Raw genomic sequence first — 12,734 nt, forward strand, 5'->3', positions numbered from 1 at the left:
ACTCTTTCTGTCAAGCCAGCGTCGCGGAGCCATCTCCCGAACACCTCTAAGCCCGTTTAATAGGATTTATTGGGCCCTTTTGGGATGCATCTGATACTATTTGGCAAGGCTTGGGCTATTGAAAACCTACGCTTAGCCATCGCTTCGCTCCTTTTGCATCCCTCCAGAACCGTTTGCTCCTATGACCACTGTTAGCGATCGCCCCTTGATTCACACGCCCCGCGACCTGTCTCTGCGCGACCTCTCCTCTGTCCAGTCCCGTATCCATACAATTCCTACCGCCAACCAGCGGGATTCTATTGTGCGATTGCAGCAGGTCACCAAGGTTTATGCCAATGGCAGCCGCGCTCTAGAAAATGTGAATCTCCAGGTCAGGCGTGGCGACTTTTTGTTTGTAACGGGGCCGTCGGGATCGGGAAAATCAACGCTGCTGAAGCTGCTCTATGGGGCAGAACGACCGACTCAGGGGCAGGTGCAGGTGCATGATACGAACTTGTCGGATCTGCGGGGCGATCGCCTGTCCATGCTGCGTCGCCGCATTGGCGTAGTGTTTCAAGACTATAAGCTGATTCCCCGCCGCACCGTTGCCGAAAACGTTGCCTTTGTGCTGCAAGCTCAGGGCTATGCCCGCCGAGAAATCCAGCGCCGTCTGTTGCCCACGCTAAAAATGGTAGGGCTGCACGACAAAGCAGAACGATTCCCGGATGAACTTTCGGGTGGCGAGCAGCAGCGCGTCAGCATTGCCCGCGCCATCGTCAGCACGCCGCCGATTTTGTTGGCAGACGAGCCGACTGGAAACCTCGATGCCGATAATTCCTGGCAGGTTATTAAGATTCTGAAAAAGCTGAACGCAGTGGGCATTACGGTCATTATCACCACCCACGATGATCGCCTCGTGCGAATGTCCAATCATCCGGTGGTACAACTCCGCAACGGCCGCCTCTTCCATGTGAACTAGGCGAGCGCTGAATTGCAGCGGAGGTAGACAACCTTGGACTCCAACCGATCACTGATTGGTGGCTGGTGTGGATTGGAGTTGTTAACCCTGCGCGATCGCCCTTCATCTCCCAACACCCACACCTCTGGGCGATCGCCCTCATCTCTCAGCACCCGCACCTCTGGGCGATCGCCCTTCATCTCCCAACACCAACACCTCTGGGCGATCGCCCTTCATCTCCCAACACCCACACCTCTCGGCGATCGCCCTTTATCTCCCAACACCAACACCTCTGGGCGATCGCCCTCATCTCTCAGCACCCAAACCTTTCAGCGATCGCCCTTCATCTCCCAACACCCACACCTTTGGGCGATCGCCCTTCATCTCCCAACACCAACACCTCTGGGCGATCGCCCTCATCTCTCAGCACCCGCACCTCTGGGCGATCGCCCCCCGGATACCTTTTGGGACGTTGCACACTGACCCAAGTCTGTCGCTACTCAACCTCTGCGGCTGACCCGAAAGCGGCTGGGAGTGTTCGGCTTGACCCAGATCTTGAAGAACCGAGCCTTCGCAATTGGGGGGCGAATCGCCTACCCACCGACAAGCTGACAGAACCAGGGCGCTGAGGGCTAACGTTCCCCTTCAGCAGCGGCTAGTAACCTTTGCATCTCCACCGAGATCTTTCAACCGTCCGCTGCAAGGGGGTTGTTATGCCGCCGTGTTCGATCGATTGGCAGAGGGAACTAGCTCGGTGCCCATCGGATAGGCATAGAGCGAGACAACTCAAGGACTTTAAGGCATCATAGAGAATCAAGTGTATTGCTTCTTACCTTTGCCGATCGCATGCCGTTCACCAACTTCACGAACCCTTACAAAAGTTCAGCCGATGTTCCAGAGGATTATCGGAAACACCCGAATTTGTCGAAGTTGTTTAAGGCAGATGGGACTTATGTGCGCCCAGCAGAGGATCCAGTCACCATTTGGGCGATCGCTCTCTTACATCAAGAATACGGTGTTCCACTAGATGCTGTCGAACTGGAACTGTCTGCCGATTTTTCTGAAGGGACGCATCAGGGTGGGCGGCGGTATCAGGGGCGGGCAGATGTCATTATCTATGATGACCGTTATATCGGTGCAGGGGGTGGGCTAGATGTTGCCTTCATCATGCTGGAGGCGATGGAACCGGGGAAGAAGTTTGAGGGCACAGAACCGGAAGGCTGGGTTGAGCACTTAAATCGCCTCAATGCTTATATGAGTGCATCGCCCTCGGCTCGGTATGCGATCTTGACCAGTGGCATAAATACCAAAATCTATCGTCGTGATCTGGAATATCCCCGTGCGCTTCAGGAAATTGGGGATTTGCCGAAGTATGAAAGTGCGCGATCGGCGGCAGAGCATAGCCCGTTTAAGGTGATCCTCAATCCCAGTGAACCAGATGGAATTCAGACAGGGTTGCAGCCGTTGACCCGTGACAAGTTTCGGGAGGTATTAGGGGATACGCGATCGGGGTGTCACTCGATCCTGCGGGATAATGAGGGATTGCAACCGCAGGAAGCCGTGGATGCGATGGTCAAGTTTTTGTTTGCTAGGTGGTATGACGAGCAGGCAACCATTGATCTGGTGAAGAAAACCGGGGAAATGCGCTCCTATGTGTTCAGCTATAAGCAGGGGGAAACCGACCCAGAACGTCTGATGGTGCAGGTGCGAGATACCTTTGAAAAGGCGAAGCAGTGGGAGCGGGACATCCTACGGGAAAAGTTTGGCGATAATCTGGGCATTCGATTGGCATTTACAGAATCGGATGCATTGGAGTTTAAGCCCCATACGACAGTTGAAATTGTCAAACGCTTGCAGCCCTGGAGCTTGCGCAAGTCTACGGCAGATGTGAAGGGAGGCGTGTTTGAGGATTTTCTGGGTAAGACGTTTCGGGATGACCTGGGACAATATTTCACACCAACTCCAGTGATTAACCTGATGGTGGGAATTTTGCAGCCGACGGTGCATGATTTTGTCGGTGATCCGGCGTGTGGATCGGCGCGGATGTTGACCCATGTGTTGGACTATGTGCGCCAGCAGGAATTGGCACGGGCAGAGGCAGAAGGATTGGAGGTGACGAACCCGGATGAACCGACGCAGGAGTTTTTAGAGTTCCGCGAAAATCGGTTATTTGGGGCGGAGATTTCCCGCAATGTGATGCATGTGGCGCGGGTAAATTGCCTGATGAATGGGGCGCAATATGCGGATTTGAAGGTGATTGATGCGTTGCAACCGCTGGGCAGCATTACGGGGGGCATTATGAAGGGGTTGCCCGATCGACCAGGATTTTATCCGGGTGGGTTGACGATGATTTTGACCAATCCACCGTTTGGAGCAAAGGTGACGAGTGCAGGAATTTTGAAAGATTTAGCTGCAAGGGATGGGGTAACAAAAAAGGATGGAAAGGTCATACCGAGCATAGCTCAAGAGATTGCATTCATTAATCGTTGCCTCGAATTTTTGAAACCGGGTGGCAAATTAGGAATTGTTCTGCCAGATGGTGTACTTGCGAATAGTTCAATGCAATTTGTTCGAGACTGGATTTTACGTTGGGCACGACTGAAAGCAGTTGTTAGCTTACCTCAAGAGACATTCGCTCCTTATGGTGCAGGTGTAAAAGCCAGTGTACTTTTCCTTGAAAAGCGTGAACAAGCTTTAATGGCTCAAGGACAACTGGAAATTGGGCAAGAAATTACTGAATTAGATCAGGACTACAACGTTTATATGGCTCGTATTGACAATATTGGTTACGACGCTAATGGAAGATTAACTGTAAGTGAGGAAGATGCGTCGAACCCAGTAGAAGTACAAGAGTCTATCCAGGACTTTTCTCGGAAGCTGGGGTGGTGACGTGATGGAAAGCCAACTTTTATCAATTGACTATCTCAAGTTGCAACCTAGATGGGACTTTCGGTATTTCGATCCAAAGTATCTGGAAGTTGAAAGACTACTTCATGAAGGGAAGTATCCTCTGGAACCCCTCGAAAAATTCACTCGGCAGATTCAAAACTTTGGTGCGTATTCTTTGTGCAACCTTCTCAAGTGGGTTGAGGATGGGGATTCAGTTCCTTATCTCAGAATAACTAATCTCAAGGAAGACGGTATTGATTGGACAGATGTTTTAAGAATTGAGCCTGAGGTACACAAACAGTTACCAAAATCAAAAGTTTATCCGGGTGATATTCTTTACTCAATGGCTGGAACCATTGGACTTGCAGTTCTAGCAGCAGAGAGTTTAGGAGTGTGTAACTCCAACCAAGCGATCGCTAAAATTCGCCTTAAACCGGATAGTCTAAATCCAAATTACCTAGTTGCATTTCTAAATAGTCGTCTTGGAAGGTATCAATCTGAAAGAATTGCTAATGGTCAAACGCACAAGTGTTGAATCTTAAGATTTTGGCGGGTAGTGCCAAGTTGTGCGTTGGTGCTGGTGATACCGAATTGGTCTGACTATTGACCTCATTCTCATTAACAGAAGCTCAAACTCGCCAAAAATCTCCAGGTTTGTAAAGTTGTGTATCGAGATTCAACACTTCTGGGTCAAACGGTATTAAATATTAATCTTGGGGAAATTGGTAAGCTTTTGGTTCCAGTTCCTCCCCGATCGCTCCAAGACCAGATTGCTCAGGTAATGCAGGAGGCTTATGGCGATCGGCAGAAGAAGCTACAGCAAGCAGAACAGTCTTATCAAAAAGTTATTGATTACGTTTTTGAACAGCTAGGGATTAACCTAGAGCGCACTCAGCGTAAGCGAAATGCTTTGGTTCCTATTAGTGTTCTTCAAGGTGGTCGTTTTGATTTTGAGGCAGTAGTTACAGTACAAGATATTAGTTCTCAGTTTGCCGAGCATGAAACTACTTTACTAGAAGAGGTGGTTGAGCAGACTAATGAGCGAATTACCCCATCAATTGATTCTCCTGATGAAGTTGTCAATTATATTGGCTTAGCAAATATTCAGTCGCATACAGGCGAATTGGCTAATTTTGAGCCCGTTCAAGGGAAAGAAATTCTAAGTTCATCACCAAAATTTGCCAAAGGAGATATCCTTTTTGGTCGAATGCGTCCTTATCTTAATAAAGTTTGGATTGCAGAGTTTGACGGTATTTGTTCAGGTGAAGCATTAGTTTTTAGACCTAATAAGAGCAAGGTAGATACCCAGTTTCTACATACACTTTTACTGAGTCAGCTAACCTTAGATCAAGTTGTTCCTTTACAAAGTGGCTCTTCACTTCCTAGAGTCTCTGCTTCGGATGTTCTGAGCGTTAAGCTACCTGTCCCAAAAGATCTACAGAAACAGCAAGAGATTGGTAATGAGGTAAAAAAACGTCGAAGTGAAGCAAAACGGTTGCGAAATGAGGCTGAAGCCGTCGTCACAGCCGCAAAAGCGCGAGTAGAGCGGATGATTTTGGGTGAGGAGATAGTGGAGTAAAGCAAATAAAAAACGGAGGTTAGAACCATGAGTTTAGTCATTCCCGATGAGTTTTTGCGAACAGCACATATTACTGAAGCCGATCTCAAGCTCGAAATTGCCATTCTGCTATTCCAGCAGGAAAAAATTACTTTGGGCACCGCCAGCCAGTTTGCAGACATGAATCAACTGGAGTTTCAACGCATATTAGGTAGCCGTAAAATCCCCATTCATTACGGCGTTGAAGACTTCCGGCAAGATCTCAGAACCCTGGAGGCAAACGATTGGCGATGATTGTAGTTAGTAATACGTCGCCCATCTTTTACCTGTCCACTATTGGTCATCTCGATTTGCTCCGCCAACTCTACGATGAAATCGTGATTCCAACAAAAGTTTTTAATGAAATCACCAATGTCGGCAACACCGATGCTAGTGCCAGGGTTGTGCCGACTCTAAGCTGGATTAAAACGCAATCTGCGACTGATCAGGAATTTGTCAATCGGTTGAGAGCCGAACTCGATCCCGGTGAAGCTGAGGCGATCGCCCTAGCCCTTGAATTAAACGCCGATCGCCTCCTGATGGATGAACGCTTGGGGAGAGCGGCTGCAATGCGAGCAGGGCTACAAGTCACAGGTGTTTTGGGTATTCTGATTGCTGCTAAGCGCAATAACTTAATTCAAGAAGTCAAACCATTACTGGATGCCTTAATTGAACAAGTTGGCTTCTGGATTGATGCGCGGCTGTATGCAGAGGTCTTGCAAGCAGTTGGCGAATCAGCATGAAACCCGGAAGCAAATACTATCCACTCTTTGAACACTTGCAACACTGTAATCAAGCAGCAGTGACGCTAACCTTTGCTGAAATCGAAACCTTAATGGGTTGCTCACTGCCTGAATCAGCGCGGAGAAAGAGAAACTGGTGGAGCAATCGTGACAGCCCAAGTGCCCTACAAGCGATCGCCTGGATTAGTGCAGGCTACCAAATTGAGTCCGTAGATTTGACGCAGCAAATCGTTACCTTCAAAACTTTCCAAGCAACTTATCACATCCAACAACATGACGGTGAAATCATTTGGAATGCTGACGCGATTAAAGCACTGAGAAACCATCAGGGGCTTAACCAGGCACAGTTTGCTAGGGAACTAGGCGTTCGCCGGGAAACGGTGAGTGAGTGGGAAAACAGCAAATACGAACCCGATCGCTCCAAATGCAAACTCCTCAACATGATTGCCAAACAAGCTAATTTTGCAGAACCACCAACAGATTCATGAAACAGCGTTGACTTTTTGTGCGGTAAACGTACAGAATACTATAAACGATCAGGTGTACTCCTGACAGGAAATCTCTTATCGGTATTCTGTATGAGCGGTGTCAATCTTCCTCCCAAAGCCCTCTTTCTATCACCCGATGGCAAAATCTATCCTGACACCCTGATTTGCTCCGGGATGATCACAGCAGAACTGAACGGCAAACCCTGTCCCTATGCTCAAAATGGTCAGTTGCCTGATTTGGTGCCCCTAGACGAAAACGAACCTGCCTACAGTCCTGATAAGGGCAAGCCTGGAGATTTATGTCCACCTTGTGCCAAGCAACAACTTGCTAATCTAGGGCACTGGCAGGGGCACGGTCAGCAAACCTTTCCCGAAGAACTCTTGCCCTTGCGCTTATTCAAATGCCGAATGTGGCTATGGCTAGTTGTGCCAGGTTTACATGATGCAGAACCAACAAAACTGATTACTGACAACTCAATCACTCAATAGATCGTTTTCGATCGTGTTTTAGCTAGGGCTGGCTTGGGTGATCGCAACTTAGGGATGAGCTTTCAAATACGTCCCCACCGATAACTTAAGGCGGCATAACGGTGAAGTTGTGCGGCGGCAGATAACCTTGAACTCTAACCGACAACCTCTGTTCCGTCCGCACCAACGCAGTGTTAGGTGTATACTTACATCTTGCACCAGTACAGATGAACGGCTTTTCGGCGGGTGCAATCAATGAGAGAAAAGGGCGTGAAGTCACAAACAACAAGAACAGTGGAAACCATTCTTGGACACGCCCAAGCGTTAGTCTACACCCTGCTCAGCCTGATGCCGAGTGCCTACCAAAGAGACAGCCTGCAAGCGATGCTGGGGTTGTTCCTAGAAGCTCAAGGGCAACCCTCGCCGCAACACAGTTTGATTAAGTCGGGTAGTGCGTTGAGCCGATTTCTCAACGAGTATGCCTGGCCCACCCGCCAAGTCGTGCGCGTGGTGCGACGGCAGATCGTGCAGCAACTGTTGCAGTCTGCTCCCAAAGGTCGCCGTCCCTGGTTGCAGGTGGTGGTGGATCTGACGACGTTGGAGAAATGCGGCAAGTTCAAAGCGTTTGCATCGCTGATTCGTGTGCTGCAAGGCAAGCGAGGATTGCATCTGGTGGTGCTGTATCTGGTGGTTGGAGAGTGTCGAGTGCCCTGGAGTTTTCGGGTCTGGCGTGGCAAACATCAGCGGACTGCGGTGCAGTTGGCGATTCGCTTAATAGGTAGCTTGCCCCCTGCGTTAACGAGCGCCTTCCGGGTGGTCATTCTGGCAGACACCGCCTTTGGCAGCGTGGCCTTCCTCAAAGCGATGCGAAAGCGCCGTTACTCGGTAATTGTCGGGGTGCGGTGTGACCGCAAACTGGCTGATGGTCGCTGTGTGAGCAAACTGGTGAAAAAAGGGCAACAGGTGCGCTTAGAGGGACTGAACTTCCCGGTGACGATTTCTTGGCTTTACCTCAAACGCGACGGCCAGTTGGAGAAACGCTTTGTCCTCTCGACTCGTCCCCTCAAAGGCAGCACCATCACTTGGTGGGGGCGTAGACGATGGAGCATTGAGGGATTTTTCAAAACCATCAAACATCGCTTTGGGTTGCATCGCTTTGCTCAGCAGACGCTCAAGGGCGTATATCGCTGGTTGATGTTGTGTTTCCTCAGCTTTGTGCTGGTTCATTGGGTTCACCGCGCAACTCACGCCAAAGCGACCCCTGATTGGAAAGTCGCTGCAACTGCTGCATTAGACGCCTTGTTCCCGGAAGTCGCAGCTTGTTTAGCGCTGCTTCAAGTTGAGCGAGCGCGATCCCTGCTCGATTCACTCGGTATTGCGGTGCACTTTGTCCACCTCGCTGAGCTAAAAACGTAGGCTAAATGTACTGGTGCAAGATGTAAGTATACCTACTAAGCGGTGTAATGAGATGATTGCTCTGCCAATCCCAATTCTAACTGACCATTGGATGCAATCTGGATAGCTTCAGCCCATTGAAGATAACTTTCTAAAATGCCTAGTTCTCTTGCAACAGCCTTGAGAGACAGTCTCCTTAAAACATCTATTGTGATTGGTCTTTTCTCATCCCAAAAGATCATGGAATCGAAAAATTCTATTGCGGGAGTTGAGGTGATAAGCTCAAAAATAAATTTAGCCTCCTCCTCTGTCTCAAAAGATAGAAAATTAACAGTATCATCAAACATTACTGGCTTCCCATTCATAGGCTTAACAAGGCAAAACTTTAGTTGCTTGTAAAGTCCAGAAATCGCTATTTTCCAACCCTTAAAAGAGTAAGAACCAACACCAAATATAGAGTAAGGCGGCTTGTTTTTATAGATAGAGCTTTTTCTATTTTTTAGATAGTGATCATGCTCAAGCAAGTATTGCCAAGTCTTAGGAGCTATATTTTGGATACTACTTGTGTCATCACTAACTGATTGTTGTGTAACTAATACAAATCTTCGGCAACTATCTGTTCGACCATTGCCAATATCTGAGCTTTTCAAGAGAGGATACAAGTATTCTTTTTCTAAAAAGTACTTTTCTCCTATTCCATTTAAGAATAAAGAATCGTGAATTTGCTCTAGCTCCATTACTTTTGAACAATCATGCTTTATCCCAGAACGCCAGACATACTTCAAATTCTGACCTGCCAAGTGCCTCCACTTCTCATACTTAGTAGTATCTCTAAGAATTAATCCATCTCTCTCTCCGATTAGATAAGATGCTTCTCTTGATTCTAGGTTTTTATAGACTTTGCAATCAGAATTATCAACAATATCAGCAGTAGATAAGACAAAAAGACAAGCCTCAACGGATGCTCCAAAATGCAACTTTGCATCAATGAGGTAGATAGAGGCGGAAAATTTACTTCCTAATTTTTTCCTTGCCTGACGAATTATCTTGCGAGCAACGGAATATTTACATAGAACGGCTATAGTTCCTTCTCGCTCTGATAACCACTCAACATACTCTAGAAGCATCCATTCAGAAATATCAAAATTTCCTGAGCCAGTTATAGCCTCGATCCCCCTTCTGTTTTGAAAGTTCGATTTTGAGGGGAGATTTTGACTATTAAGAACACTCAACTCACTACTTGTCACCCAGGGAGGATTACCAATTACCAAAACATACCCCGAGAACTTTGAAATCAAAGCTTTCCAATTGGTTTCAAAAAAATCTGATTCATACAAAATCACATTATTTGATTTTTGGTGATTTGATATAGATGATCTTGCTTCTTCAATATATTTTCCATTTATATCTAAGCCTATAATCTTAGAATCTAAAAACTCATCAAGTGCGGCTCGAATAAATGCACCCTTTCCACAATTTGGCTCTACAACAAGATCCGGTGATAGCTTGTGGTTTATTCTAAGAATCTGAGTAACTTCTCTAGCAAGAGAATCAGAAGTCTGAAAGTCACCAAACTGCCATTTATCCAATGATTTTGCCATTAGTCACTTATCGAACTCTAACTATTCCTGAAACACTACCAGCTTGTTGAATGACTCGACCATACTGTAGTCTCCACTGAAGGGCATTTGAGATTGTTAAGTAACCTTGATTCGGGGGTGATTCTAAAATCCTATCAGCTAGTTGATCTGCACCTATTTCATCAACGGGCAGATTTCTCTCCATAATGAAGGCAACGATATCATCTTTATTTCCATCTCGACTCAAAATATCTAAGATCCCTCTAGTTGTTTGAAAATCCCCCGTCCTGCTCTTGTCAATGAAAATTGTATGCTGCATATCTAATCTTCCAGTTCTATTCTCAGGATCATCATACTTGTCGTAAACAAAAACTAGAAGATGATACCCAAGCCCAAATACTTTCTGCGTTGCAGACTTAAAAGGGCAAGAAGACTGGGGCTGCCTTATACTTGTAACTTTAATATCAACTTCAAGAGTAGGAAGATCGATACCTGAAGCTGAGTTACCTGCTTGGCAATTGTAATTCTGAACTAAATAGGCTGTGAATTTATGTTCAAGATAAGTTCCGACGGCTTTTCCATCAGTCACACCATAAAGACTAGGTTCATCGTAGACAGATTCTATTTCAGCAAATCTGGCTGCTTCAATACATAAGTCTTCTATGGTCAAGATTGGTCGCATTTTTCTCTAAGATCCCGTCACCGCAATAGTACATCGGTTTGCGAAAACAGGGAAGGTCGCGTCAAATCCTTCTACTACCGCAACATACGAGGGTTGCTCTTTGTCAGAGGGATGAGCATACACCTAACGGCTCAAATCAGCGGCGGCAGATACCCTCAACTCTAGCACCAGTATCTTTCAACCGTCCGCTGCATTTGAATTGTTGGGCTGCGAACATAGGCTGAAGTTAGGTTTCCTGAATTTAAGGGAATAATCCTCAATATGATGGAGTGAACTGGGTAAACCCTTAATCAGACATAATTGCTAGGGCACATAAGCATGGGCACTGACTCATCTGACAATTTAGCTAGGCTCTACAGTGAGTTGTTGGTACTTCTTAAGCAAGAGGAGGAGATTCGTAAAGAAACAGAGAAGAGATTAGCAAAAGCAAAAGCCTCCATTGACCCTCGCAAAGAATTCAACAACTGGCTAAAGACGAATGCTGGTCAAACATGGAAGCAGAAGCAGTTCAAATATCAAGATAGCAAATGTGCTGCTTGTGGTGACTCTCTTCGTTTTGCAGATGCTGTTGTGCATCATATTCTCCCTCTAAAAGACTGGCTCTTCCGGATCCGGGGTGAAAATCGTATAATATGATACTTTAAGTCAGGGGTTGCGCCAATGGACATACATCTTGATAGATTGCTTAACTTCCCTCACGTTACGGTTGAAAGTTGCATTCAAAAAGACAATGAAGTGTACTTAAAGTTGCGCTTGCTCAATCAAGAATCTAGCTGTCCACACTGTAAGAAATCAAGTTCAGAGTTGCATCAAAACCGTCCGATTTTGATTCGAGACCTATCGATTTTTGGTCAAGTCACTTATTTGAAAATTCCTCGTCGTCAGTTTTATTGTCGTGATTGCCAACGTTATTTTACTGAGTCATTGACATTTATGGATGCAGGACGGCAGTACACTCGACGCTATGAGGAGCATATTTACCAGCAAGTACAACTGTCAAGTATGGAGCAAGTGGGTCGCGTAGAAGGGTTAAGCTTTGAGCGCATTGAAGGGATTTTCAAGCATCAGTATGCACAGAAAAAAACACAGGATGGGCAGGAGTCAAACGCATTGGGATTGATGAAATCAGCAAGCGGAAAGGGCATCAAAACTTCGCCACCGTTATCGGCGACGTTGAGACCGGGAAATTGATTGAAGTGATTGACAGTCACCAACAGGAAGACATTATTGAAACCCTGAAGCAGCAGCCCCTAGAGGTGCGTGCAAAAGTTGAAGAGGTGAGCGTGGATATGTGGGGAGGATTCCCAAAGGTAGTCAAGAGGGTGTTTCCCAATGCCGTGGTAGTGATTGACCGCTTTCATGTCATGAAATTAGTCAATGAGGAGTTAAATAAAATTCGTAGACAATCGGGTGTATCAGACCGAGGTAGCAAATTCATTTTGCTCAAGAATGGCAAGGATTTAACCGCAGAAGAACAGACAAAGTTAGAAGAGATTCTGAAACGGTCAAAGCGATTAGGAAAAGCCTATGAGTGGAAAGAAGAGTTTCGCGCGATTTATGAACAACCATTAACCGTTGAGGAAGGCAAGCGTCAGATCCAAGGGTGGCTCGATAAAGCGCGAGTCGTCTATAGAGAAGCAAGCACAACGATTCGTAACCATTTAGATGGAATTAGCAACTACTTTCGGAATCGCACAACGAGTGGCGCAATAGAGGGAATCAACAACCGAATTAAATTGATTAAACGGCAAGCTTATGGCTTTGTCAATTTCAACAATTTTCGAGAAAGACTATTAGCCTGCTTCTCTGATTAAATAAAGTTATCACCGTACTGACGGGAGAACCAAAAGACTTTGGATCTGCTGCCAATAAACCTGAAAATTTCAAATTGTTACACCCTGGCTGCAATCTCGAAATTGGAACAAAAATTGTCGATTTCACGTAATTACGGAGAA

The 12,734-nt window shown here is 46.5% G+C and carries 15 protein-coding genes; 13 read left to right on the top strand and 2 right to left on the bottom strand.

The features are described from left to right. The first annotated feature begins 181 nt into the window (after positions 1-181). From ftsE to O77CONTIG1_RS11075, 10 genes are all read left to right on the top strand, one after another. Positions 182-958 carry a cell division ATP-binding protein FtsE gene (gene ftsE, locus O77CONTIG1_RS11030; protein WP_068510565.1) on the top strand — a complete coding sequence of 259 codons (777 nt, stop codon included), beginning with the start codon at positions 182-184 and terminating at the stop codon, positions 956-958. Positions 959-1,023: 65 nt separating this feature from the next. After that, entirely contained in the window at positions 1,024-1,566 is a 543-nt protein-coding gene (locus O77CONTIG1_RS24460; protein ID WP_156435161.1) for a hypothetical protein, read from the top strand. Positions 1,567-1,759: 193 nt separating this feature from the next. Beyond that, complete coding sequence (locus O77CONTIG1_RS11040; protein ID WP_225894745.1) at positions 1,760-3,826, top strand: restriction endonuclease subunit M; 2,067 nt, start codon at positions 1,760-1,762, stop codon at positions 3,824-3,826. 4 nt (positions 3,827-3,830) lie between these two features. Then, positions 3,831-4,361 carry a hypothetical protein gene (locus O77CONTIG1_RS11045; protein WP_156435163.1) on the top strand — a complete coding sequence of 177 codons (531 nt, stop codon included), beginning with the start codon at positions 3,831-3,833 and terminating at the stop codon, positions 4,359-4,361. Positions 4,362-4,490: 129 nt separating this feature from the next. After that, positions 4,491-5,405: a restriction endonuclease subunit S gene (locus tag O77CONTIG1_RS11050; RefSeq protein WP_068510572.1), complete on the top strand. Its 915-nt coding sequence runs from the start codon at positions 4,491-4,493 to the stop codon at positions 5,403-5,405. Between the two features lie 27 nt (positions 5,406-5,432). Further along, positions 5,433-5,678 (top strand): UPF0175 family protein, encoded by a 246-nt coding sequence (locus O77CONTIG1_RS11055; protein ID WP_068510573.1) that lies wholly within the window; start codon positions 5,433-5,435, stop codon positions 5,676-5,678. Further along, the gene (locus O77CONTIG1_RS11060) at positions 5,675-6,166 is read left to right on the top strand and encodes a DUF3368 domain-containing protein (RefSeq protein WP_068510575.1); all 492 of its coding nucleotides are present in this window, start codon (positions 5,675-5,677) and stop codon (positions 6,164-6,166) included. Before O77CONTIG1_RS11055 ends, O77CONTIG1_RS11060 begins: the two co-directional genes overlap by 4 nt. Further along, positions 6,163-6,654: a helix-turn-helix domain-containing protein gene (locus O77CONTIG1_RS11065; RefSeq protein WP_068510576.1), complete on the top strand. Its 492-nt coding sequence runs from the start codon at positions 6,163-6,165 to the stop codon at positions 6,652-6,654. The genes O77CONTIG1_RS11060 and O77CONTIG1_RS11065 overlap by 4 nt, the downstream gene beginning before the upstream one ends. A 174-nt stretch (positions 6,655-6,828) precedes the next feature. Further along, positions 6,829-7,143: a hypothetical protein gene (locus O77CONTIG1_RS11070; RefSeq protein WP_156435165.1), complete on the top strand. Its 315-nt coding sequence runs from the start codon at positions 6,829-6,831 to the stop codon at positions 7,141-7,143. A 273-nt stretch (positions 7,144-7,416) separates the two neighbouring features. Next, entirely contained in the window at positions 7,417-8,538 is a 1,122-nt protein-coding gene (locus O77CONTIG1_RS11075; RefSeq protein WP_084782520.1) for a transposase, read from the top strand. A 35-nt stretch (positions 8,539-8,573) separates the two neighbouring features. Here O77CONTIG1_RS11075 and O77CONTIG1_RS11080 read toward each other — a convergent pair whose 3' ends face one another. Continuing rightward, entirely contained in the window at positions 8,574-10,118 is a 1,545-nt protein-coding gene (locus tag O77CONTIG1_RS11080; protein WP_068510579.1) for a type I restriction endonuclease subunit M, read from the bottom strand. 7 nt (positions 10,119-10,125) lie between these two features. After that, positions 10,126-10,767: a restriction endonuclease gene (locus O77CONTIG1_RS11085; protein ID WP_286132657.1), complete on the bottom strand. Its 642-nt coding sequence runs from the start codon at positions 10,765-10,767 to the stop codon at positions 10,126-10,128. 330 nt (positions 10,768-11,097) lie between these two features. Here O77CONTIG1_RS11085 and O77CONTIG1_RS11090 point away from each other — a divergent pair, with 330 nt between their 5' ends. The 3 genes from O77CONTIG1_RS11090 to O77CONTIG1_RS25515 are packed head-to-tail and all read left to right on the top strand — an operon-like array spanning position 11,098 to position 12,593. After that, positions 11,098-11,415: an HNH endonuclease signature motif containing protein gene (locus O77CONTIG1_RS11090; protein WP_068510583.1), complete on the top strand. Its 318-nt coding sequence runs from the start codon at positions 11,098-11,100 to the stop codon at positions 11,413-11,415. Positions 11,416-11,439: 24 nt separating this feature from the next. Further along, positions 11,440-11,970 carry a transposase family protein gene (locus O77CONTIG1_RS25510; RefSeq protein WP_197673367.1) on the top strand — a complete coding sequence of 177 codons (531 nt, stop codon included), beginning with the start codon at positions 11,440-11,442 and terminating at the stop codon, positions 11,968-11,970. Continuing rightward, positions 11,904-12,593, top strand: coding sequence for an ISL3 family transposase (locus O77CONTIG1_RS25515; RefSeq protein WP_286132696.1), 690 nt, complete (start codon positions 11,904-11,906; stop codon positions 12,591-12,593). The genes O77CONTIG1_RS25510 and O77CONTIG1_RS25515 overlap by 67 nt, the downstream gene beginning before the upstream one ends. Positions 12,594-12,734 lie beyond the last annotated feature (141 nt).

Source organism: Leptolyngbya sp. O-77 (assembly GCF_001548395.1).
GTDB lineage: Bacteria > Cyanobacteriota > Cyanobacteriia > Elainellales > Elainellaceae > Thermoleptolyngbya.

Excerpts from the sequence above, each read along its gene's own strand:
- O77CONTIG1_RS11065 (WP_068510576.1), top strand. The coding sequence starts at position 6,163 with ATGAAACCCGGAAGCAAATACTATCCACTCTTTGAACACTTGCAACAC.
- O77CONTIG1_RS11080 (WP_068510579.1), bottom strand. The coding sequence starts at position 10,118 with ATGGCAAAATCATTGGATAAATGGCAGTTTGGTGACTTTCAGACTTCT.
- O77CONTIG1_RS11045 (WP_156435163.1), top strand. The coding sequence starts at position 3,831 with ATGGAAAGCCAACTTTTATCAATTGACTATCTCAAGTTGCAACCTAGA.
- O77CONTIG1_RS11055 (WP_068510573.1), top strand. The coding sequence starts at position 5,433 with ATGAGTTTAGTCATTCCCGATGAGTTTTTGCGAACAGCACATATTACT.
- O77CONTIG1_RS11060 (WP_068510575.1), top strand. The coding sequence starts at position 5,675 with ATGATTGTAGTTAGTAATACGTCGCCCATCTTTTACCTGTCCACTATT.
- ftsE (WP_068510565.1), top strand. The coding sequence starts at position 182 with ATGACCACTGTTAGCGATCGCCCCTTGATTCACACGCCCCGCGACCTG.
- O77CONTIG1_RS25510 (WP_197673367.1), top strand. The coding sequence starts at position 11,440 with ATGGACATACATCTTGATAGATTGCTTAACTTCCCTCACGTTACGGTT.
- O77CONTIG1_RS11070 (WP_156435165.1), top strand. The coding sequence starts at position 6,829 with ATGATCACAGCAGAACTGAACGGCAAACCCTGTCCCTATGCTCAAAAT.
- O77CONTIG1_RS11090 (WP_068510583.1), top strand. The coding sequence starts at position 11,098 with ATGGGCACTGACTCATCTGACAATTTAGCTAGGCTCTACAGTGAGTTG.